Source organism: Methanobrevibacter arboriphilus, assembly GCF_019669925.1.
Classification (GTDB): Archaea; Methanobacteriota; Methanobacteria; order Methanobacteriales; family Methanobacteriaceae; genus Methanobinarius; species Methanobinarius arboriphilus_A.
The window spans coordinates 1459291-1483724 of sequence record NZ_AP019779.1; the positions used below are offsets into that span (position 1 = coordinate 1459291).

The following is a 24434-nucleotide window of genomic DNA, read 5'->3' on the forward strand; positions in this document are numbered from 1 at the left end:
CTTATAAAGTTTATTTAACAATAATCTTATTTAATCATAAAAATTATTTAATCTTAAAACTTATTTAAACCATATAGTTTATTAGCTTAAGCTTACTTAGCTAATAAACTTAAATATTAAATTTTATTTAAATTATATAGCTTATTTACTAATTATATAGATTATTTAAATCATAAGTTTATTTAACTCATTATTATAAGGAGAATTCTAATGCCAATAAAAGAGGCAGAAAAATCATATGAACATAAGAAAATAGAAAAAGAAGTCCAAGAGGTATGGATTAAAAATCAAGTTTATTCTAAAACAAACCAATTAAGGGAAGAAGGTCCAAAATATTCTTTTTTAGATGGTCCTCCTTATTGTAGTGGAAAAATACACCTTGGAACAGCTTGGAATAAAATTATTAAGGATACTTATCTTCGATTTAAGTCAATGAAAGGTTTTTCATTAAGAAGACAGGCAGGTTGGGATACTCATGGCCTTCCTATTGAACATAAAGTGGAACAGTTACTCAATATCAAGAATAAACAACAGATTGAAGAAGAGATTGGAATAGCTAATTTTGTTTCAAAATGTAAGGAATTTGCATTGAAAAATAAAGATGCAATGACAAGTCAATTTGAAGATCTTGGGGTATGGATGGACTGGGATGATCCCTATGTGACTTTTGATCCAAAGTACATGGAATCTTGTTGGTGGACTCTTAAAAAAGCACATGAAAAAGATCTTCTTTTAAAAGATAAAAGAGTTATTAGTTGGTGTCCAAGATGTGAAACAGCATTAGCTGCTGCTGAAATAGACTATGAAGATAAAATTGATCCTTCAATATATGTTAAATTCCCATCAACAGAACCAATATTGAACAAAGCAGATAACCCTGATGTATTAAAAGAGTATTTTTTAGTTTGGACTACTACTCCTTGGACACTTCCAGCTAATTTGGCTATTTGTATGAATCCTGATTTCGATTATTCATTTGTTAAATTTTTAAATGAGAAAAAAGGGGATGAAATATCAAATGATTTAATATTAAATAATGAAGGAATATTAATTTTAGCTAGTGATTTGGTTGAAACAATATTTGGTCCAGCTGTAAAAATAACAAAAGTTAAAAAAGATACTGGTGAAGTAGACGAGAATGGAAAACCTATTAAAGAAATTGAAGAAATTAGAGAACCTATCTATGAAGTTATAAAGATTGTTAAAGGTTCTGATTTAGAAGGTTTATCTTATGTATATCCTCTTTTAGATGAAATTCCCGAACAAAAGAAATTTGATGAAGATAATGAAGATAAATATTCATCTAATGTTCACACAATTTTACCAGGAGGCCATGTAGAGCTTGGAGAAGGAACTGGACTTGTTCACACTGCTCCCGGACATGGACCTGATGATTTTGAAATAGGAAAACAATTCAATCTTCCAATATTTTGCCCAGTTGATGAAGAAGGGAATTTCACTCAATTTGGAGGCAAATATTTTGGAGAATTTGTTAAAGATGCAAATCCAAATATTATCAATGATTTAAAGATGAAAAATCTTTTATTTAAGGAAGAAACAATAGAACATAGATATGGAACTTGTTGGAGATGTAAAACTCCGATTATCTATTTAGCTACAGAGCAATGGTTTTTAAAAATAACTGAAATTAAAGACAAGATGCTATCTGAAATTGAAAAAGTTGAATGGGTTCCTAAATGGGCAGGTGAAGGAAGATTCCATGATTGGGTTGATAATGCAAAAGATTGGACAATTTCAAGACAAAGATATTGGGGAATTCCTATCCCTGTTTGGGTATGTGAAGATTGTGGAAATATAAAGGTTATTGGATCTGTAAAAGAATTAAAAGATAATTCTATCAATGAAATTAAAGCTAATGATGAAGATTTAGTTCATAGGCCTTATGTTGATGAAATAATTATTAAATGTGATTCACTTGAATGTGATTGTAATAGTAATGATAAAACTGGATCTGATGACCTAAATAATATATGTAATGGTGAAATGAGACGTATTCCTGATGTATTAGATGTTTGGATTGATTCAGGAGTGGCTGGATGGGCGTCTCTTTATTACCCTCAAAAAAAGGATATGTTTGATGAATGGTTCCCATATGACTTTATAACTGAAGGGCACGACCAAACAAGAGGTTGGTTCTATTCACAACTTGGCACTGGTGTTATTGCATTTGATCAAATACCTTATAAAAAAGTTTTAATGCATGGTTTTGTCCTTGATGAGATGGGCAAGAAAATGAGTAAGTCTCTTGGAAATGTGGTTCAACCTGAAGATGTTATTGAAGATTATGGTGCAGATGTTTTAAGATTCTATCTTTTATGGGCAAGTAAGCCTTGGGATGATCTCAAATTCGTTTGGGACGAACTTAATAATATAAAAAAGATGTTCAATATTCTTTGGAATGTTTATGTATTTTCAACAACTTATATGTCTCTTGATAATTTTAATCCAGAAAATTGTGATTTAAATGATGAAAATAGTGTTGTTCTTCGAGATGAAGATAAATGGATTATTTCTAAAGCTAATTCATTATTAAGGGATGTTGAAGAGGATTTAGGTAATGCATTCTTCCATCAAGCTACAAGAAAGATTAATAGTTTCATATTGGAAGATCTTAGTCGTTGGTATGTAAGGCTTATAAGAGGCAGAACTTGGGTTGAAAAAGATGATCCTGATAAGTTAGGTGCATATTATGGACTTTATACTGCAATTGAACTTTTAATTAAAGTTTTAGCTCCAATAGCTCCTCATATATCTGAAAATATTTATGAAAATTTAGTTAAAGGTACTAAATCTGATGGGAAGCTAAGTATTCATATGGAAGATTGGAAGCATGATGAAAATCTAATTGATGTTGACCTTGAAAACCAAATGGACATTGTAAGAGAAATCATTGAAGCTAGTGCAAGAGCAAGAGATGTAGCTAAATATAAATTAAGATGGCCTGTAAATGACATTACAGTTGTTTCTGATGATGATTTTGTTCTTGAAGCTGTTAATAATCTTGAATCTGTTATTAAAGATCAATCTAATACTAAAGAAGTAATCACTTCAAAAGAGTTTGAAAATGTTAAATATATAGCTAAACCAAATTTAAAAACTCTTGGACCTAGACTTAGACAAGACATGGGTTTTGTTAAGAAATATTTAGCTGAAAATGATGGAAATAAGATTAAATCTGAATTAGAAGCTAATGGAAAGATTAATGTTTCTATTTTTAATAATGAAAAAGATTCTAATAATGAAAAACAAGAAAATATTAAAATAATTGAATTATCAGTTGAAGATGTTTTATTTGATAATGAACTTCCTGAAGATATTGTTAGTTCTGATTTTGATGGAGGAAATGTTTTTGTTAATACTCAGATTACTCCAGAAATATTATCTGAAGCTATGGCAAGGGAATTAATTAGAAGAATCCAAGATATGAGAAAGGATATGGATTTAGATGTTGAAGCTAATATTAATGTTGCTGTTGATGCAGATGAAGATTTTAGAACTATGATAGCATCTCAAATTCATTTTATCTCAAATGAAGTTAGGGCTAATAATATTTTATTTGAAAATATTCATGAAACTTCTATAAATGATAATGATAATAAAGATAATAAAGATAAAAAACAATATATTAAAGAGTGGAAAATAGAAAATGAAAATATTATTCTTAAAATTGAAGTTTAAATTATTAAAGCTGAAGCTTAATAATATATTAATATTATTCAAAAACAATTTTATGAGGAGTATGTGTTTTTAATGACTTTAACAGATTCTGAAATGGATTATATTGAACAAATGCTTGGAAGAAGTCCTAATGAGTTGGAAGAGGGAATGTTAGATATAATGTTTTCTGAACATTGTTCTTATAAAAGTAGTAGGCCAATACTTGGACTTTTCCCTACTGAAGGGAAAAACATTATATTAGGTCCTGGTGATGATGCTGGAATGGTTGCTATAACAGATAAGTTAGCTCTTGCAGTAGGAATTGAAAGTCATAATCATCCTTCAGCTATTGAACCTTATGGTGGGGCTGGAACAGGAATTGGTGGTATTCTTCGAGATATTATTTCAATGGGAGCAATGCCAATAGCACTTTTAGATTCTCTTCGTTTTGGACCTCTTGAAGATCAAAAATCTAGATATCTCTTTGAACATGTTGTAAAAGGAATTTCTGATTATGGTAATCGTGTTGGTGTTCCAACAGTTGGTGGAGAAGTTGAATTCGATGAATCTTTTAGAACAAACCCTCTTGTAAACGTTATGTGTGCAGGAATTGTTGAAAAAGATAATATAGTTAAGGGAATAGCCCCAAATGTAGGAGATGTTTTTTTATTAATGGGTGGATTAACTGGTAGGGATGGAATTCATGGTGTTACATTTGCCTCAGAAGAACTTACATCTGATAGTGAAATTGAAGATAGGCCTGCTGTTCAAGTTGGGGATCCTTTTACAAAAAAGAAAGTTTTAGAAGCTTCTTTGGAAATACTTGAAAATATCGATGTTGCTGGAGTTAAAGATCTTGGTGGTGGAGGACTAACCTGCTGTATTTCTGAGCTTGTTGATAAATGTGGAAATGGTGCTTTAGTTGATTTAAATTCAATCCCTTTAAGAGAAGAGGGCATGACTCCTTATGAAGTTATGCTTTCTGAATCTCAAGAAAGAATGGTTTTTGTTATTAATCCAAAATATGTAGATGAAGCTTTTGCTATTTGTGATAAGTATGAACTTCCAAGAGCCATCATCGGTGAAGTCACTGATACAAAATTGATGGTTGTTGAGGATCCTACTAAAAAAGATGTTAATGGGGATAATAAGATAATAGCTAGTATGCCTGCTGTTCTTCTTGCTGATCCTCCTTCATTAAATCGTGAAATCAGAGCTCCAAAAAAAGATGATAACTATGTGGCTGTTGAAAATTCACCGATTGATCAATCTATATTAAAAATATTATCTTCTCCCAATATAGCTACTAAGAAATGGGTTTATAAACAATATGATCATGAAGTTCAAGTTAGGACCGTTGTAAAACCTGGTGATGATGCTGCTGTACTTAAAATAGATGATGAAAATGCTGTTGTTCTTAGTTGTGATTGTAATAGTATTCACACTAAGCTTTCTCCTTATGATGGTGGTGCTGGAAGTGTTGCTGAAGCAATTAGGAATGTAGTTTCAATGGGAGCAGAACCTTACGCTGTGGTTGATTGTTTGAATTTTGGAAATCCTGAAAATCCTGAGATACTTTGGCAGTTTAAACAATGTGTTAAAGGAATGGCAGATTTAGCTGAAAAATTTGAAACTCCTGTTATTAGTGGTAATGTAAGCTTTTATAATGAAACTGAAGGCATTAAAATTAATCCTTCTCCTACTGTAGGTGTTATTGGTGTAGCTGACCTTAATAATATTAGAACTATGGAGTTTAAAAATGAAGGAGATAAGATTTTAATTATTGGTGCAACTTATGATGAAATTGATGGTTCTGAATATCATAGAGCTGTTCATGATCTTGAACAAGGTGAAGCTCCAAAAATTAGAATTGATAATGAAATAAAATCTTCAAAGTCTATTTTAAAACTTTTAGCTAATGATAATGGTGAATTTAATAGTGTTGAAAATATTTCAAATAATACTGTAACTGCAATTCATGATTGTTCTGCCGGAGGAATTGCTATTGCTCTTTCTGAAATGGCAATATCAAGTGGAATTGGGGCTGAAATCGATTTATCTAATATTCCTATTGAAAACTCTGAAGATATTGATGATAATAACTTATTATTCTCAGAAAGTCATGGAAGATATATTGTTACAGTTAAATCTGATGAATTAGAGAATGTTTTAGATTATATCGATGTTCCTTGTGCTTGTATTGGGGAAGTTAAAGGAAACTCTTTGAAAATAAGGGGTAATGATAATAATATTAATATATTTGTTAATGATTTAAAAGATGCATATAATGGTGTAATTGAACAATTTATGGCATAGTCATGACACATATTTTATGAAATAATACTAAACATTTTAGTTTTATTATATGATACTGAGCATTTAATTTTATTATATAATAAGCATTTAGTTTTATAATGTAATACTAAATATCCCATGTTTTTATATTTTTTATATTTTTCAATAATAAATTGTATTGTTTAGGGAGGATTTATGTTTTTATCAGAATTAATTCCAATGGAGGATGCATTAGATATCCTTGATAAAAATCAGATAATTATGGAAACAGAAATTATTGATTTAAAAAATTCATATTTAAGAGTTTTATCAGAAGAAGTTTATTCTTTTCACGATTCTCCTCCTTTTGATAAATCAGCTATGGATGGTTATGCCGTTATTGCTAGTGATACTTTTGGTGCTTCTCCAAATGCTATAAAAAAACTAAGCATCATTGATCAAATTGGTGCTGGAGATTTTTCTAATAAAATTATTAATTCTGGAGAAGCTATTAGAATTGCCACTGGAGCTCCAATTCCAAAAGGTGCTGATGCTGTTTTGATGGAAGAATATACTATCACTAATTGTAAAGGATCTTCTGATGAATTTATTGAAATTCATTCTCAAGTTACTCCTGGTGAAAATGTATCTTTTAAGGGAGAAGATATTAAATCAGGAGATCTAGTTGTTAAAGATTCAACTATTATTCGACCTCAAGAGATGGGAATTATAGCTTCTGCAGGTATAAGTAATATTGAAGTTTATAAAATACCTAAAGTTAAATTGATTATAACTGGTAATGAATTGATCAATCCTACTAAAAAACTTGAAAAAGCCCAAATAATCAATTCAAATCAATATGTTATATCTTCTATGATTGAAAGTTGTGGGGCTCATGTTGATGTTGTTTCTGCTAAAGATATATTTGAAGAAGTTAAAAAAACTTTATTAGATTCTTCTAAATATTATGATTTAATTATTACAACTGGAGGAACAGCTATTAGTAAAGGTGATGTTGTTGTAGATGCTGTTGATTCTATTGGTGATGTTTTGTTCCATGGAGTTGCATTAAGACCAGGAAAGCCTGTTGGCTTTGGTATTGTTGCTGATACTCCAGTATTCATGTTATCTGGTTATCCAGTAGCAGCAATGGGGCAATTTGATGCTTTAGTTCGGAATTTCTTGTTTAAAATGCAAAATATCGAATTTAACCCTAGAAAAGAGAAAAGAAGAGCTGATGTTAAAATATATTCTAACTTGGGGCGTACTGACTTTATTAGGTCTTATGCTGATGATGAGAAAGTTAAAGCTGTTTTAAGTAGAGGTTCTGGAATTCTTAGGTCTATGATTGAAGCTAATGCTTATATTATTGTTGATGAAAATCAAGAAGGTATTTCTAAAGATGAAATTGTAGATGTGGTCTTTTTTGAATCTATGAATTGGAATAAATAATTTTTTATATTTTAAAAATAACTTTTATAATAATTCTTATAATAATTCTCATATAATTTTTATAATAATTTTTGATTTAGTAGTTCTATTTTAAATAATAGGATTACTAATAACAATATTAATAATGTTAATATGTTACTTAGAATAAATTGTGTAGACTTATTTAGGTTTATATAGTTCTATAGTTTAGATTTATTTAAACTTAGTAGTTATCTATTAAATTTATTTTTGCTAAAGAGTGAAATAATGAATGGTTTATGGTATTATGCAATAGCATTTGCAATTATATGGGCTATTGCCCTAATTTTTAAGAATAAACTTACTAGTCATGGATTAGAAGTAAATTTTCCACTTTTAATGTGGAAAACTAAAAGACTTAGAGGATTTATAAATAAATTAGCTAATATTTCTCCAAAGTTTTGGCGATGGTTTATGAATGTTGGTATTTTCATTTCTTTTGGTGCTATGATTGTAATGACTTATTTACTTCTTTCATCTCTTTCAACAGTATTTGAAACTCCTTCTGTTTCTCTTGTTATTCCTGGTGTTGAAATTCCAGGTTCTCCAATATATATTCCATTTGCTTATGGGATAGTTGCTCTTGCAACTGTATTAATTGTCCATGAATTTTCTCATGGAATTTTAGCTAGGGTAGAAAAAATCAACATAAAATCAATAGGTTTATTATTATTTGCTGTTCTTCCAGGCGCTTTTGTTGAACCTGATGAAGAAGATATGAAAAAAGCTGAAAAAACTTCAAGAATGAGGGTTTATGCTGCTGGATCAATAGCCAATATATCTCTTTTTGTAGTAGCATTTTTAATTACAATGTCTATTTCCTCTTTTGTTATTCCTGAAACATTTCATGAGGACGGGATTCAAATAGAAAGAGTTCTTGAAGGAACTCCTGCTTATGACATTTTACAAACTGGAATGATAATAGAGTCTTTAAATGGAGTAAATGTTACAGATGGAAATGCTTATTCAAATGCTTTATCTACTTTAAAACCAGGCGAAACTGTTAATGTCACGACGGACAGGGGAAATTATAGTTTTGTCGCTGGTAAAAATCCTAATAATAATTCTTTGGGTTATATGGGAGTTCAAGCTGTTAAAAACTACCAAATTAATGATAATGTAGCTAATACTTATGGAAATACACTTCCTTGGATTTGGTTTTCACTTTTAGAATTGTTTAATTGGATTGCATTCCTTAACTTAGCCATTGGTTTGTTCAATCTTCTTCCAATGAAACCATTGGATGGAGGACATTTGCTTGAAGAGCTTTTAGACTATAAATTATCTGAAAATATTGTAAAGCCTATAATAGTTCTTATATCTTCTTTCATGATATTTATAATAGCTATAAGTCTAATCGCAGGTTTAACTGGAGGATTATTTTAATATAACTCATATCTTAATATAATTTATAAAAATTTATTTTTATAACTTTAAAAATGAAATTTCTTTATTTTTTTTTTATTTTTTTTTTATTTTTTTTTTATTTACATTTTTAATATTTTTTATCTATTGATTTTGTTTTTATTTATTTTTTAATAATTTATTTATTATTTTATATTATTTCTTATTTTCATCTTTTTCATTTTTTAAAGCTTTTTTCACTGATTCATAATGTAGTTGAGATGCTAGCTGTTTATGAGACTCTTCGTCTGCAAATAATCGCAATTTATGTCCTCTACAAGGGTAATGCTGAATTCGAAGACCTGCTTTTTTAGCTAAATTTTCTATATCATCTACATTTTCTCCTAAAATGTCTTCAGCCATAAAATTGGTAGCTCCGCAGGGTGATCCTCTTATAACATCAATTTCAGCTATTTTTTCTCCTTGGCAGTTTACTTTTATTTCTGGTTTTCCAAACACACTTGTGAATTCATCAAAAACTGGATTTTTTTTACCTATTTCTAATTCACACATTGCATCAGGAACAGAAACATTTTCATATTTTAGAAGTTGATTTTTAAACCCTTCTCCTCGCCAAGTTCCAATTATTATCCATGAAACTTTATCGTGTAACTTTTCTACAATTTCCATGACCATATCTGCTTGTTTTATATAAGTTATTAATAAATCAAACTTCTCTAATTTTTCAAGGGTATTTTTATCAATGTTTATATCATCTATGAATGTTCCTTTTGTAGATTCTATATCAACCATTTCTACATTAAACTTTTTTTCTATAGTTTTCAAGGCTCTTTCTCCAAGATTGGGCTCATCTCTAATAATACCTATATTGATATTCATAATATCCTCTTAATTTATAGTTTTTATCATGTTTATTTTTAAGGATTTATTAAAATAATATTCACATTTTTTTTAATTCCGCTTCTATCACATTTTTCAGTTCTTTAACAGCTTTTTCACCCTCAGAGTCTAATCTAGATGGGTCTATAACTTTTAAACTTTTTTCTTCTAAAATTTTATCTATATTATAAGTTTTTTCTGTTTCAATACCTTTTGATTTAAGTATTTTGTTCACACAATCATCTGAACATCCATTTATAGCTATAATAGGATATTTTTTAATAATTTGATTAAATTCTTGATTATCTGCCGCAGTAGCTGTAATACATATAGACAATGTTTTATCATTTTCTGTTGATAAATCATTACATGCAGCTCTACCAACAAGTCCTAAAGCGCTCATTCCATTACATGCAGCTATTGAAATTTTATTCTCCATTTTTCCACCAACTATTATATTTAAGAATTTTATAATATTTATAAATATTTTCTAGTTTAATATTAGGATAGTTAATATTATAGTTTATTAGTAAAATAATCATATTACTAAAATAAATATTAATAACTATTATTAATGATTCATTATTAAAGTTTAATTAGAAAATTGGATAATATAAAAAATTAGAAGTTAATATATAATTAGCTTTTGATTAAAGCGAAGTAAATGGTTATGAATTTAAAATAAAAGTATTAAATAAGTTATAATGAAAAATTATAGTTAAATATTACTATAATTATATAATAGAACGTAAGTTATAATAAAACGTAACATAATAGAATATAAGCTATAATAAGATATAAGCTTAATAGAATATAAGATATAATAGGATATAAGCTATAATTAAAATGAATTATAATATGAGTTATAATAATATATATTATAATAAATTATAAAGAAATAAAAATAGATAAAATAATAAAAATATATTTATAATATATTTAAATTTTTTAACATATTTAGAAATATTCAGAAATATTTAAAATAAATTTAGAATGAGCTTTCTAAGATTTATTTAGAAATATCTTTCTAATATCCCTTCTAATATTTTAGCGTGACGACCTTCGTCTTTAGAACTTTCTTTAAAGAAATCACAAGGATCTTCGAGTTTACAATCTCCAGCTTTCTCAGCAGCAGCTCTTTTTTCTTTATTAGCCATTAATTCCCCTTCTAACATCATTTCAACATTTTCTTTTAGGGTTGGCTTTATAACTCCATTCATCTCTGCAAATCTAGCAGCATGCTCAGCTTCTTCCCATGCAAGTCTTTTAAAAACTTCAGCTAATTCCCCATATCCTTCTCTAGAAGCTTGTCTAGACATAGCTAAGTACATTCCAACTTCTTGGGTTTCTCCCATGAAATTTGCTTTTACTTCTTTCTCTAAATCTGTTCCTTTAGTTACACCTATTTTATGTTCATACTTTGGCATTTTTTCTCCTCGTATATATATTTTTTAAACTCAATATTTTGGTTTTACATGTATAATTTTTAATTTATGTAAATATTATGAAGTTTGTTATTATTATATCTTTTTATTTTATTTTAAACTTCTTTATAATAGATTTATACAAATTTTTTTGTAAATTGATTTTTTTATTATTATAATTTTTTAGCTTCTTCAACTAATTTTTGCCCTAACTTGAAACAAGATTCATTTTCTTCTTCATCAGGAACATAATATACTTCATAGCTATCTACAACATCAAATCCATATTCTCCTAAATCTTTAGCTAAAATTTCTGGTGCTCCTCCTTTTCCACCCATGGAACCGAAAGTTATAGCTTTCCTTTCAATTCCTGTTCTTTCAAAGCTTAAACCTTTTAAATAGTACATTAAATCTCCAATACTTGGGTAAGGTTCATTATTGATTGTAGGAACTCCAATAGCTATAGCTTTACTATCTAATATACTTTTAACTATTTCACTTCTTTCATCTTCATGTAAAAAGAACATTTCAACTTCATATCCTTCTGCCATTACTCCTTCAGCTATTTCATGAGCCATTTTTTGTGTGGAATAATGCATAGTATCATATACTATTGTTACCTTATCTTTACACTTTCCAGTTGCCCAATCACTATATGCACCAATAACTTTCATAGGGTCTGTCCATATTTGTCCATGTGAAGGAGCTATCATTTTTATCTGTTCAAGTAATCCAAGCTCTGTAACCTCTTCAAACTTCTTTAAAACTAGTTTAGATAGGGGTACTATGAGGTTTCCATAGAATTTTTTGGTAGCATCCATTAAAATATGTTCTGGTATTTCATGATCGAAACGTTTTGAATAGCATAAATGTTGACCAAATGCATCATTTGGGAATAATATTCCTTCTTCTAAGAATAATGTAAACATACTGTCTGGCCAGTGGAGCAAGAATGCATCTAAAAATGCTAAAGTTTTACCACCAAGATCTAATGTATCTCCTGTTCCAACAGTGATAAATTCTGCTTCACTAATTTTAGGATAATGTCTTTTCAATCCTTTTACAGCTATTTCAGTACAATAAATTGGGGCTTCTGGATATCTCCTGTGAATATCTACTAAAACACCACTATGATCTTTTTCAACATGATTTTGTATAATTACATCTACTTTAGATTCACCATCGGTTTTTCCTTCTTGTTGAAATGCATCATCTACACGAGCCATTAGTTCTTCTGTTTTCCCTGGATAAGCATTATCTATCAAGGCTACTTTTTCATCACCAAAAACTAAATATGCATTGTAACTTGTTCCATCTAAAGTATATCCATGATAACTTCTTAAATCCCAGTCAAGAACTCCTATCCAGTATACTCTATCAGCTATTTTTGTTGCTTTTGCTTTCATTTTATTATCTCCAGTTATCTAATATTTTATTAACATTAATATTTTTATTTCTAATAGTTTATTAATATTAATATATTGTTCGTATGGATATGAACATATTTAGAGGAACTTATATTTAAATGTTGTTTTTTCAATGTCCTTTATCGTATAATAGGTTTTATTTTATAGTATGCTTTGTTTTTATAATTCAAATAACTTTATATATAATATGTTTATATATAATTAAAAATAATATTATATATATTTTAATTATATTTCCAATATTCACGAACTGTTTTATTTTAATAAGTATCTTCAATAGGATTTATTTTAATTTAAAACATAATTAAACATTGTTTTTTAGATTTACTGGGATATTATCTAATTATTATTTACTATAAACTTATCTAACCTTTATTAATTATTTATATTTTGCAAGAAAAAGATTTATATACTTCTTTTTATAGATAAAACTATATATTCTTTCAATATTAAAATAGAATAAATACACATATATAGTTCTATCATGCTAATTTTAATACTTATATGGCACTGTTAAGATTATAAAAATTTAAATGAATATTAAGAACTTTAAGTAATATTAAGAATTTTAAATAATATTAAAAATCAGTCTAATAATAATTTAATAATAATTTAATAATAATTGATGTCATATTTATAATAAGGGGTATAAATATGGATTTTACTGATAAAATCACTGAAGCAAAAAAACAAAAACCTATTCAAATTTTTTCCAAAGGTCATAAGGAAATAGGGGTCAATGTAATTAAAAGCCCTGTAAAACTTGTTATACTATCAATGTTAAAAGATAATGAGATGGAATTTGACGAAATCGTTAAAAATACTGGCAAATCTAAATCAACAATTTCTGTTCATTTAAAATCTTTACGAAATGATGGTGTCATCTCTTTTAAATTTGATCCAGATGATCAAAGAAGAAAAATATTCTATATAAATTCAAGATTTTTAGGGGAAATTGAACCTCCTGAGCCATTTGAACTTGAAGAACAAAAAACTAGCTTTTTGTTAGAAAATATTGTAAATAAAGAAATAGATAAAGATGGCAAATTTAATTTTTCACATCTCTTATTTCACACATTTAGATCGACATTAATTCAAGAAGGATTTAATATTAATCCAATACTTTATGAATCTGGTCGTCGTATAGGGTTAGCTTTATATGAACAAATTAAAGCTGATGATATAGATGTCTTTATTAAAAACTTAAAAGAATTTTGGGAAGATTATGGATTAGGTCGTTTAGAGCTTAAACTCGGAGAAAAAATAGAAATTACTGCTTATGATTGTTTTGAATGTGGACTGCTCCCTAAAACTGGAAAACCTGCATGCTATTTAGATGCTGGTATAATTGAAGCTACTTTATCTTCTTTCTTAAAAAAAGAAGTAAAGGTCATCGAAACAAAATGTTTTACAATGGGCGATAATTGTTGTGTTTTTGAAGTAGAAACTTTAGAATAAGATTTCTAATAATTATAATATTTTGTTTTAAATAATTGGATTATATCTAATATTTATTTTTAAGGATTTATTATATCTAATTAATAATTATTATTTTTTATATTAATTAATAATAATTCTTAGATTAATCAATTATTACTTTTTTGATTAGTTAATAATTAATTTTAGTTAATTACTAATAATTCTTAGATTAATAACTAATTACTTTTTAGATTTATTAATAACTAATTTTCAGATTATTTATTTTTTTAACTTTAATATAGTTGTTGTTAAATAGGGTTTGTTTTTTGGAAATCCTTCTATTATTTTTTCATTTTCCATTGTACAGTTTTGAACAGAAGTAATTTCTTTTTCTCCTCTTTGTTCATATATTATATTTTCTAATTCTTCAGTATTTCTGGATGTTTTCATTAAAACAAAGCTATCTCCTTCCTTAAGTAGCTTTTCAATTCTATCATCTATTTTTGGAATTATCATTAAAATTTCATCTTTTTCGACCAATGGTTTACCAATACTTGAGGCACAAGCTGTAAATGAGTTAATTCCAGGAATTACCTCTATTTTGAAACTTTTTTCCAATCTTTTCTGGACATAGGAAAATGTACTGTATATTGATGGATCACCTAATGTAATAAATGCAACATCTAATCCTTTATTTAAATATTTAGATATCAATTCAGAAGCTTCGTCCCAATGTTTTTCTAAAGTTTTTTTGTCTTCAGTCATAGGGAAAACAGGTTCTAAAATTTTTAAACTTGAGGTTTGATTTTTAAGATTATCATCTTCATAGTTATATTCGCTCTTTCCATTCTCTCTTTTTTTTATAATCGGATTAATGATTGAAAGGGCTATACTTTCTTTTTTTGGTGCAGATCTAGGAGAACATATAATTGGTACATTTTTTAGAACTTTTAAAGCTTTTATTGTTAAGAGTTCGTAGTCTCCAGGTCCGATACCAATTCCGAATAATTTACCTTTTTGTAATGTCAATAAAACACCATTTTCTATTTTTTCATTGGATTAAAATAAATTTGGTTATAAAATTAGTCTTTTTAGACATATTAATTCTTTCTAGACTTATTAATAATAACAGATGATTAACTACAAATTTATTTATATAATTACTTTTAGTTAAGTTATAAATAAGTAATTTTAGCTATTAATAACAAATTTTTAAAACAAATATTATTTTTCATAACCATTAACTATAATTTATTTATACTCCTATCACTAATATACTTTTGATGTCAAATTCTTTATTTTGTCCAAATTGTGGAATGCTAAAAAATAACTGTGTTTGTGGAATAACACAAAAAAACCTTAAATCTAATTATTCAATAGATTCTAATGATATCTCATCTAATATAGTAAATATGAGTTCAATTAACATAGATAATTCTTATTCTATTGGAGAAACTTCTATTACAGAAGAAAGAATCAATGAATTAAAAAAAGAATTTCCAAATATTGATAATGAAATAATTGAAAATTTCCCTTTTTCTTCTCCAAGAAAAGGTCAACTTGAAATTATATCTGATATTAATGAAGCTATTGAAAATGGATATAAATATATAATTCTCGAGGCAGGAACTGGAACTGGAAAGTCAGCGATAGCTACTACATTAGCTAAAATGTATCAGTCAGCATATATTCTTACTATGACTAAACAATTACAGTCTCAATATTTTAATGAATTTAAATTCCCAATGGTAAAGGGCAGGGGAAATTTTTATTGTTTGAACGATGATTTAGATTCTACATGTGATGTTGGAACTTGTAAAACTACTCCTACTTCCAAAAACTTTTTTTGTAAATTTGGTATTTCTAAAACTCCTAATTTAACTGGTTCAGAAGCTTTTGAAGATCAATTTGGAGGCTCTGTTTTTTATCAATCTGAAGAACATTGTCATTATTGGCAACAAAAATCTAATGCTATTAACTCTCCTATTACTTTAATGAATTATGATTATGCTATTCTTGAATTAAACTATGTAAAGCATTTTGCTCCTAGAAATCTTTTAATTCTTGATGAAGCTCATAATATTGAAAACAAATTAATGAATACGATGGAACTCACTTTATACAATAGAAGACTTAAAAAAGATATTAAAAAGGTCATTAACCCTAATATACTTAAAGAAAAGGATTATAAAGATTGGATAATGGAAATTGACGCAATTAAAGATGCTTATCGTGATATTGAACTTAAAGACCTTCCAAAAAACAAAGCAGACAGAATTAATTCTACAATTTCACGACTAAAACAATTGAGAGAAAATCTTGAAAATGAGCCTAAAAATTGGATTATTGATCCTTTATCTGATGGTGTTTCATTTAAACCACTTAGAGTTCATCAATATGCAAAAGATTATTTATTTAAACATGGAGAAGTTTGTATTTTTTTAAGTGCAACTATTTTATCTCATAAAATGTTTTCTAAGTGGCTTGGTTTAAATCCTAATGAGGTTTATCATATTAAAGTTGATAGTCCTTTTCCTCCTAGTCAAAGACCTATTGAACTAAATATTGCTGGTAAAATGTCTTCTAATAGAATTAAAAGAAGTGCTCCTAAAACTTTACCTATTCTTGAAGCTATATTAAAGAAACACAAGAATGATAAAGGTTTAATTCATACAAATAGCTATAAGTGTCAAGAATATATTATTAAAAAAATGCCTAATTCAAGATTAATTTCTCACACTTCTGCTAATAGAGAACGTGTTTTAAATCATTTTGAGAAAAGTGAAGATCCTCTTGTTTTAACTAGTCCTTCTATGAGTGAAGGAGTGGATTTACCTTATGATAAATGTAGGTTTCAGGTTATTTATAAGGTTCCTTTTCCTTATTTAGGTGATGAACAGGTTAATATGCGTATGAAAAGGGATAGAAGATGGTATGCATATAAAACTGTAATGACATTGATGCAAGCCTATGGAAGGGGTATGCGAGCTGAAGATGATTCCTGCTACACTTATATTCTTGATGGGGATATAGATATTTTATTTAAAAGTCCATTATATAGATCTCTGGTCCCTGAGTTTTTTAAAGAGGCTATCATTAAAGATTAATTGATTTAATATATTTATTTTTGTTTTAAAAAGTTATTTTTGTATATTTATAAAATTTTTTCATATTTTTTACTTTTTTTAAAAGAAAAACATCTTTTTTTATATAAAAAACCATAATTTTCGTTAAAATGTTTAAAATTTTTATATATCTTAATGATTTCGTAATACCTGGAATGTTTGCATATATCCTAAAAGTATATATATAATTAAGAATAAATATTACATTTTAATTCTTTAAATATAATAATATTTTTAGAATTTTGGGGGGAGAATATGAAATTTAGATTACATAATGTAATCACTTTTTTAGTCTTAATTTTAACAGTTGTTTTAAGCATTGGATTTGTCTGTGCTTCTGATGTGCAAAATGATCGAGGTAACAGTGCCGATGGTTCTGTTTCAGCTGTTGAAAATAGTGGCACTGATAGTGTTGTTACGCCTTCTAAGTCTATAGTTAATAATGCTAGTATTAGTACTGATAGTAAGGGTGTTAATAATACTAATAATGATAAATCTGTTGTTTCTAAGTCTAACAGTGTTCGAAATGTTTCTATTTCTGGTAAAGTTATTCGATGCGATTCTGGTTTAGCTTTTAAAGGAGTTACTATTAAGGTCTTTGATTTAAAAGGAAATTTACTTAAAAAAACTCAGACCGATAAGAATGGACTTTATAATATAGTTTTTGATAGTAAAGATTCTGTTTTTAAGGTAACTGCTAGTTATCCCGGTCATATTACTATGTCAAAAAATGTGAGATTATATGATGGTAAAGGTGTTTGTGATTTCCAATTAGGACCTGAACCGAAAATAACCATTAATCCTAATAATTTAAATCAGTTTGTTAATGAAGATTTTAAATTTGAGATTAATTTTGATAACACGGGTAATGAAACAGGATTTGGTCCGATAGTTTATTTAAGGTTGCCTCCTGAGGTTGAATTTAAGGGGGCGACTTTTTTAGGTCAACCTGTTAATGCAATTCGTGTTGGTGTATTTCCAAGTAATGGTACTTTGATTGATCCTTTAACTAAAAAGCCTGTTACGGGTACACCAGGTGAGACTTTTTATGTGTTAGAATATCCTTTGGGAAGTTTCACTAAAGGTCAGCCTATTGCAAAAATGGAGATTATTGCAACTCTTAGAGCTAATGCAACTCTTGGCAAACCTTTAAATATTACTGCTACTCCTGTTTTCAGGTTTGGTGCTAATGAAACTGGATCTCCAACAATTGTTGGTAACAATTCTACTTTGAGAGTTATACCTACTGTGATTAAAATTACTAAAGTTGTTGATACTCCTGAAAATGAGATTACTACAGGTAAAAGCAATCCTCATAGATATCGGCTGATAATTGATATTGCTAATGGCCAAATAATTAGTAATATTACACTTAAAGATATTTTACCAGGAAATATTCAATTTTTAAGAATAATTGATAATGCAACTGGTAGGGAAATTAGACTACCTAACACCAATACTCCAGGCGGTCTTTTAGAAATATTTTTTGATAGTATTACTGGTACTTTAAGTAGTGAGGATAGAGTGGTGATTTATGAGTTTTATGCTCCTAAGTTGGATAATGAAAGTAAACACGTTCTTAATCCCAATACTGGTTTAAGTGAGAATGCAACTAATAATGTGAATGTTTCTGGTAAATATAAAGATTTGAATGTTTCTGCTAAAGATAATCATACTGTAATGTTAAAATCTATTGCAACTCAGAAATATGTTAAAGATATAACTGGTGGTAATAAGACTAAGCCGAAAAATATTTTGGAATATCTTATTAATTTCCAAATCTCTGACTATTTTTCATTTGACAACATAGTCATATATGATACTCTTGGTGATGGTCAAACTTTCTTAAATGATCCACTTCCTAATTTGATTATTCAGCTTCCAAATGGAACAGTTATAAATATACCAATTAGTTTAACTGATTTCACCCGTAATTATGATTCTACTACTGGTATTACTTATCTTAAGTTTAATATTAGTGCAATTTTAATTAAATATGGGTATGGTGGTGTGTTAACTGGTTGTCATTATTATAATGAGACAGCATCTATTAATCCGCTTAGGGGTAATTTAACTTTCCGTAGTCAGATTAATACTAATTTCACTATTCCTAATAAGAATATTGTTTCTAATGATATTATAAATAATAATGTTATTATAAGTGGTAATTTAACTAATCAAAGTGCTGGTGTTTCTGATTATAGTGGATCTGAGATTACTATTGTTGCACCTAAGTCTAATAAATTTATTGTTCGAATAAATGGTAAAGAAGTTAGTGGTTCTAATTTCACTATTAGGCCTGGCGATAATATAACATTTTCTTTAGAAGTAAATATTCCTACAACTAACTTGCATAATTTTGTTATAACTGATTATCTACCAATCCCTCTGTTTAGAGCTCTTCAGTTTGCTACTGGACAAAGTCCAAATAATTCTTCTGCTATTCCTGTTTCTGGTCAATGGAGATTAGGTGATAAAGATACTTTGTTTGTTAAAACTGGTAAATTGCCTTATTTGACTGTTGATACTGCTCAAAATAGACTTATATTTAATTATGGTGACATTGATTTGGAATCTCAAGAAGAAACTGTTGCTCATATTTTGTTTACTGTGACTGCTACTGGTGATCGGATGGCTGATGGTTTACATCTTGCAAATCTATTAAATATTATGTATGATAATACTACTGATTCTACTTTTTCAGAAGATTCTATTGTTCATTTTGTCACTGGTATGCCTAATCTTTCAATTCAGAAAAATGCAACACCAAAAAATAATTTAGAAGCTGGCGATACGGTAACTTATAATATAATTATTAAAAACAAGGGAAATAGTACTGCATATAATATTGTTGTTAGAGATAACTTCCTTATTATTAATGGTCAATATTTCAGTACTAGTAGTATTAAGGATCTTAGGGCTTACCGTGGTGAAGTTGAAATAACTGACTTAAATCTTTGGGATTTATTCACTGATGATGGTTTGAGTTTAGGAAATTATGCTCTTGGTGTTGATCCTTCAAATAATACTATTCTTATTACTTATAAGATTGTATTGCCAAATAATGTTACACCGTTACAAGTATTTAATAATACTGTGCAGATTACTAATTTCACATCACTTCCAAATATTACAAGTCCTAACTTTGTTGATGATCCACGTAACTATGAAGATAATGAAAGTATACAAGTTAAAAATATTAATTTCACAAAAAATTACACTGGATCTAAGAATGGTCCAAGTAAGGGTAATAATCTAACAATTGGGGAAACTGGAAAATACAGGTTAACTATTGTATTGCCTGCTGGACAAGTAACTAATATAACTATTAAGGATACCCTTCCAAATGGACTTAAACTTGTAGGAACTCCAATTATTAATAAAAATGGTATGCAATTACCTAATTATGATATTATATATGAGGGTAATTCATTTATAATAGTTTTCAAGGGTGTGGTTAACACTGAAAAAGGTGGAATTAACACATTCTATGTAGATTATGAGGCCATTGTACTTAATAATGCAACCTTAAATCCAGTGCACACAACTAATCGTGCTAGAACTAACATTGCTAATCTTACTTGGGCTGACCCATATAATCGAACACTGACTAGTAATGCTACAGTAAATATTATAGAACCAAAAATCAATACTACTAAAAAATTCAGTTCTTATGAGATACAGGGTGGTAAGACAGTAACAATAACTATAACTATAAGGAACGATGGTATGTCAAAGGCTTATAATCTAACTGTTAAAGATTATCTTGCTAATGCAGAACATATATTCGATTTAAATAGTGTTGTAGAGGTAACTACTCCTACTGGTTTTACATTTAAGTATGATCCTGCTACTAAAGTTGTGACTTATACCGGTGGAGATCTTGATGTTGGTGAAAGTGCTACATTTTATTTTAATGTGACTGTTTTGTCTAATCCTTACTTAGGACAAAATTATGTTAATTATGCAAATGTCACTTATTGGTCACTTCCAATTGGTGCAGAAATTGATCCTGAGATTAGGGAATATAATAGTTCTGGTAATGCCACTATAGTAGTCAAAGATCCTAGTCTAAATAAAACCTTTGTAAATTCAACTATATATGGTCCATCTACTAATGTTACTATTGGTGATAAATTAACTTATCGTATTATGGTGAAATCGCCTAAAGGTAATGCTACAAACATTATTTTAGTTGATCGTTTACCTGAAGGATATAGATTCCTCGGTTATACTTTACATAAAGAAAATTGGGCTGGTAATCTTGGTAATTTAATTTTTACTCAAAATGGTAGAGATTTAATTTTCAAATTTGAAGGATTAACTACTAGTGATTCTGATGATAATTATTGTTACATTGATTTAGAAGTTTTGGTATTAAATGATCCATCAAATCGTGCAGGTCTAGTTAAAACTAATTTTGTTAATTTAACATGGGATGAAAACCAAAAAGGACCTTTCAATTCTTCTGTTAATACTACTATCGTTGAACCAAATCTAGAAATTAAAAAAAGTGCTAATAAAACTAAGGATATTAAGGGTAGAGATAAATTATCAATTACTATTACTATTATTAATAATGGTAATTCTAATGCATATAGAATAAATATCTCTGATATTTTAGATCCTAAATTCTTCAATTCAAGCACAGCTGAATTGCCTGTAATTGATGGATTCAATATTTACAGAGAGGGTAATGCTATTTATATAGTAGCTAATGAAGGTACTTTTATTGCAAGTGGTGATAATAAGACATTTACTTTTAATGTTACTGTGATTCAAGATGTGTATATTAACTCTACTTTCAAAAACATTGCGAATGTAACCTATTCATCTATGCCTAATAATACATTTAATGAAACAAGAAACTATACTAACAAGTCTAATGAAGTTTCATTTAACACAATAAATCCTAGTATAAAGAAGAATGTGAATAATAAGAATTCTCCTATTGGTGGTAGGTTAACTTATACTGTTGTTATAACTTTACCTGAAGGATATACTAGCAGTTTAAAATTTAAAGATATACTTCCAAGTGGATTAAAATATATAGGCGGTAGTTTAGTAATCACTCCTTCTGGATCTGTAATCTATGCAAATCCAACAATCACTACTAGTGATAATAGTATTAGTGTTGATTTTGGTGCTGTGAATATTACTAGTGATGGTACTATAACTTTAGCTTACACTGTTTTAGTACAGAATATGACAGGTAATAAGAATGGTACTGTTCTTGTGAATAATGCTACTATTTTCTTTGTGAATTCATCTGAAGATGAGTCTAATTTATCTGCTGTTGATAATGTAACTGTTGTTGAACCTAAACTTAATATTAGTAAAAGTTCTAATAAGAATACTTATCATCCTGGAGAAAATGTTGTTTTCACAATACTTATAAGTCATTCAACAGGTAGTGGTTCTTCTGCTTACTACTTAATTGTAAGAGATGTAATACCTGTTGGTTTAGAATATGTCTTAAATTCTGCAGTACTTCCACCTGGCTGGAGTGTAACTTATGATCCTATCATTAGAACACTAATATTTTCTACTAGTACAGATTATGAGCTTCCAATTGGTGAAACTGTTACTCTTAAATTTAATTGTACTGTAATTAATTCTTCTAGTGTTTTAGGCTTGAATCTCACTAATATTGTTTATTTAAATTATTCTTCAAGCAATAATACAGATGATTCCAGAATATACGGTCCAGTTGAAGCTAACAAAACAATTAATGTTACTATTACTAAATTGGATATTACGAAGAAGGGTGATACTAAAGTTGTTGCTGGTGGTCAAATACGTTATAATATTACTATCAAGAATATTGGTGACTATGATGCAATTAATGTTATATTAAAAGATATTTTACCAAATTATGTGAAAGGAGACTTTTATTCTACTGATAATTGGGCTACTTACTATACTTGGAAAGATTTGATTGATATTGGAATTTTAAAGCCTGGTGAATCTATTACTGTTTGGATTAATGCTACTGTGAATGCTTCTACTCCTAATGGCACTATTTTAAATAATACTGCATTTGTTAACGCTTCAAATGATCCAGAAACTCATAATGATTCTGCTATCACTAATGTGACTACAAGTGCTAATTTAACTATTAATAAAACGGGTGATAGTAAAGTTGTTGCTGGTAGTAAAATTAAATATGTGATTGTTATCAGGAATAATGGTCCGAGTGATGCGCTTAATGTTACATTAAGAGATTTATTGCCACAATATGTGAAAGGAGACTTTTATTCTACTGATAATTGGGCTACTTACTATACTTGGAAAGATTTGATTGATCTTGGAATTTTAAAGCCTGGTGAATCTATTACTGTTTGGATTAATGCTACTGTGAATGCTTCTACTCCTAATGGCACTATTTTAAATAACACGGCTATAGTCACATCACCTACTGATCCAAATCCTAAAAATGATTCTGCTATCACTAATGTGACTAGTAAAGCTAATTTGACTATTACTAAGGTGGTTAATGTTGAAAAAATCGTTCGTGGTCAGACTATTCAGTATATGATTGTGATTACTAATCATGGTCCGAGTGATGCTTTGAATGTGTCTTTGTATGACTATTTCGATGATAGTCTCTTGTTGAATACTTATTATTCAACTGATGGTAGTACCTGGAAAAAATTTAATGGTGCGTTGATTTTACCTAATCTTATAGCTTCTCTTGCTTCAGGAAGTAATGTTACTGTGTGGGTTAATGGTACTGTTGCTAATAATGCAACTCGTGGTATTAAGAATACTGCAATAACTAATGCAGTTAATGATCCTGAGGGTAATAAGTCTAAGGTTGTTGAAACTCCAATACAGAAATCTCATATTAGTATTAAGAAGACTGTTAATAATCCTAAGCCTTATCTTGGTGAAAAAGTTTATTTCACTTTAACTGTTAAGAATTGGGGTCCTGACACAGCTATTAGCGTATATGCGATTGATAAGCTCCCTGAAGGTCTACGATATGTTTCACATAAGACTAATTATGGTTCTTATGATCCTCTGACTGGTTTGTGGTTGATTGGTGATATTCCGAAAGATGGTGTTGCTCAACTAACTCTTATTGTTGTAGTTGAGAAATTAGGCACTATTGTGAATCTTGCTGAGGTTTTCACTAACTCTTATGATGGTCATCCTGAGAAACATAATGCTTCTGCTAGTGTAGATGTAGTACCAAAACCAGATCCTACTCCTACTCCAAGTCCTGTGCCTGGTGTTGTAGGTATGAAGAATACTGGTATGCCTATTCCAATAGCTGTTTTAGCAATATTGTTAGCTTTCGTAGGAGTTTTAAGGGTTAAAAAGAGATAATTTTTATATTTATTAATTATTTCTTTTTAAAATTTTTTTAA

At 28.4% G+C, this 24434-nt stretch carries 12 protein-coding genes; 7 read left to right on the forward strand and 5 right to left on the reverse strand.

Going from position 1 to position 24434, the window contains the following annotated elements; translation table 11 throughout:
- Positions 1-210 precede the first annotated feature (210 nt).
- From ileS to MarbSA_RS06370, 4 genes are all read left to right on the forward strand, one after another.
- Positions 211-3699 (forward strand): isoleucine--tRNA ligase, encoded by a 3489-nt coding sequence (ileS, locus tag MarbSA_RS06355; protein WP_221061210.1) that lies wholly within the window; start codon positions 211-213, stop codon positions 3697-3699.
- Positions 3700-3771: 72 nt separating this feature from the next.
- On the forward strand, positions 3772-5994 hold the full coding sequence (gene purL / locus MarbSA_RS06360) for a phosphoribosylformylglycinamidine synthase subunit PurL (protein ID WP_221061211.1): 2223 nt from the start codon (positions 3772-3774) through the stop codon (positions 5992-5994).
- Positions 5995-6168: 174 nt separating this feature from the next.
- Complete coding sequence (locus tag MarbSA_RS06365; RefSeq protein ID WP_221061212.1) at positions 6169-7404, forward strand: molybdopterin molybdotransferase MoeA; 1236 nt, start codon at positions 6169-6171, stop codon at positions 7402-7404.
- A 246-nt stretch (positions 7405-7650) separates the two neighbouring features.
- Positions 7651-8808: a site-2 protease family protein gene (locus tag MarbSA_RS06370; RefSeq protein ID WP_042702811.1), complete on the forward strand. Its 1158-nt coding sequence runs from the start codon at positions 7651-7653 to the stop codon at positions 8806-8808.
- A 174-nt stretch (positions 8809-8982) separates the two neighbouring features.
- On the opposite strand, the gene MarbSA_RS06375 is transcribed toward MarbSA_RS06370, so the two are convergent.
- The 4 genes from MarbSA_RS06375 to MarbSA_RS06390 form a co-directional block, all read right to left on the reverse strand.
- Complete coding sequence (locus MarbSA_RS06375) at positions 8983-9666, reverse strand: DUF166 family protein (protein WP_156314575.1); 684 nt, start codon at positions 9664-9666, stop codon at positions 8983-8985.
- A 61-nt stretch (positions 9667-9727) separates the two neighbouring features.
- Entirely contained in the window at positions 9728-10105 is a 378-nt protein-coding gene (locus tag MarbSA_RS06380; protein ID WP_054834773.1) for a putative zinc-binding protein, read from the reverse strand.
- A gap of 574 nt (positions 10106-10679) precedes the next feature.
- Complete coding sequence (locus MarbSA_RS06385) at positions 10680-11093, reverse strand: ferritin-like domain-containing protein (protein WP_221061213.1); 414 nt, start codon at positions 11091-11093, stop codon at positions 10680-10682.
- Between the two features lie 170 nt (positions 11094-11263).
- Positions 11264-12496 carry an FprA family A-type flavoprotein gene (locus MarbSA_RS06390; protein ID WP_054835780.1) on the reverse strand — a complete coding sequence of 411 codons (1233 nt, stop codon included), beginning with the start codon at positions 12494-12496 and terminating at the stop codon, positions 11264-11266.
- A gap of 675 nt (positions 12497-13171) precedes the next feature.
- On the opposite strand from MarbSA_RS06390, the gene msvR reads away from it, so the two are divergent.
- Positions 13172-13975, forward strand: coding sequence for a transcriptional factor MsvR (gene msvR / locus MarbSA_RS06395; protein ID WP_042702816.1), 804 nt, complete (start codon positions 13172-13174; stop codon positions 13973-13975).
- Between the two features lie 240 nt (positions 13976-14215).
- Here msvR and cobI read toward each other — a convergent pair whose 3' ends face one another.
- Positions 14216-14965 (reverse strand): precorrin-2 C(20)-methyltransferase, encoded by a 750-nt coding sequence (cobI, locus tag MarbSA_RS06400; protein ID WP_221061214.1) that lies wholly within the window; start codon positions 14963-14965, stop codon positions 14216-14218.
- Positions 14966-15219: 254 nt separating this feature from the next.
- Here cobI and MarbSA_RS06405 point away from each other — a divergent pair, with 254 nt between their 5' ends.
- Both MarbSA_RS06405 and MarbSA_RS06410 read left to right on the forward strand, forming a co-directional pair.
- A complete protein-coding gene (locus MarbSA_RS06405; protein WP_221061215.1) occupies positions 15220-17043 on the forward strand; it encodes a helicase C-terminal domain-containing protein in 1824 nt (607 codons plus the stop codon).
- 273 nt (positions 17044-17316) lie between these two features.
- Entirely contained in the window at positions 17317-24393 is a 7077-nt protein-coding gene (locus MarbSA_RS06410) for a CLIPPER-2 domain-containing protein (RefSeq protein ID WP_221061216.1), read from the forward strand.
- Positions 24394-24434: the final 41 nt, after the last annotated feature.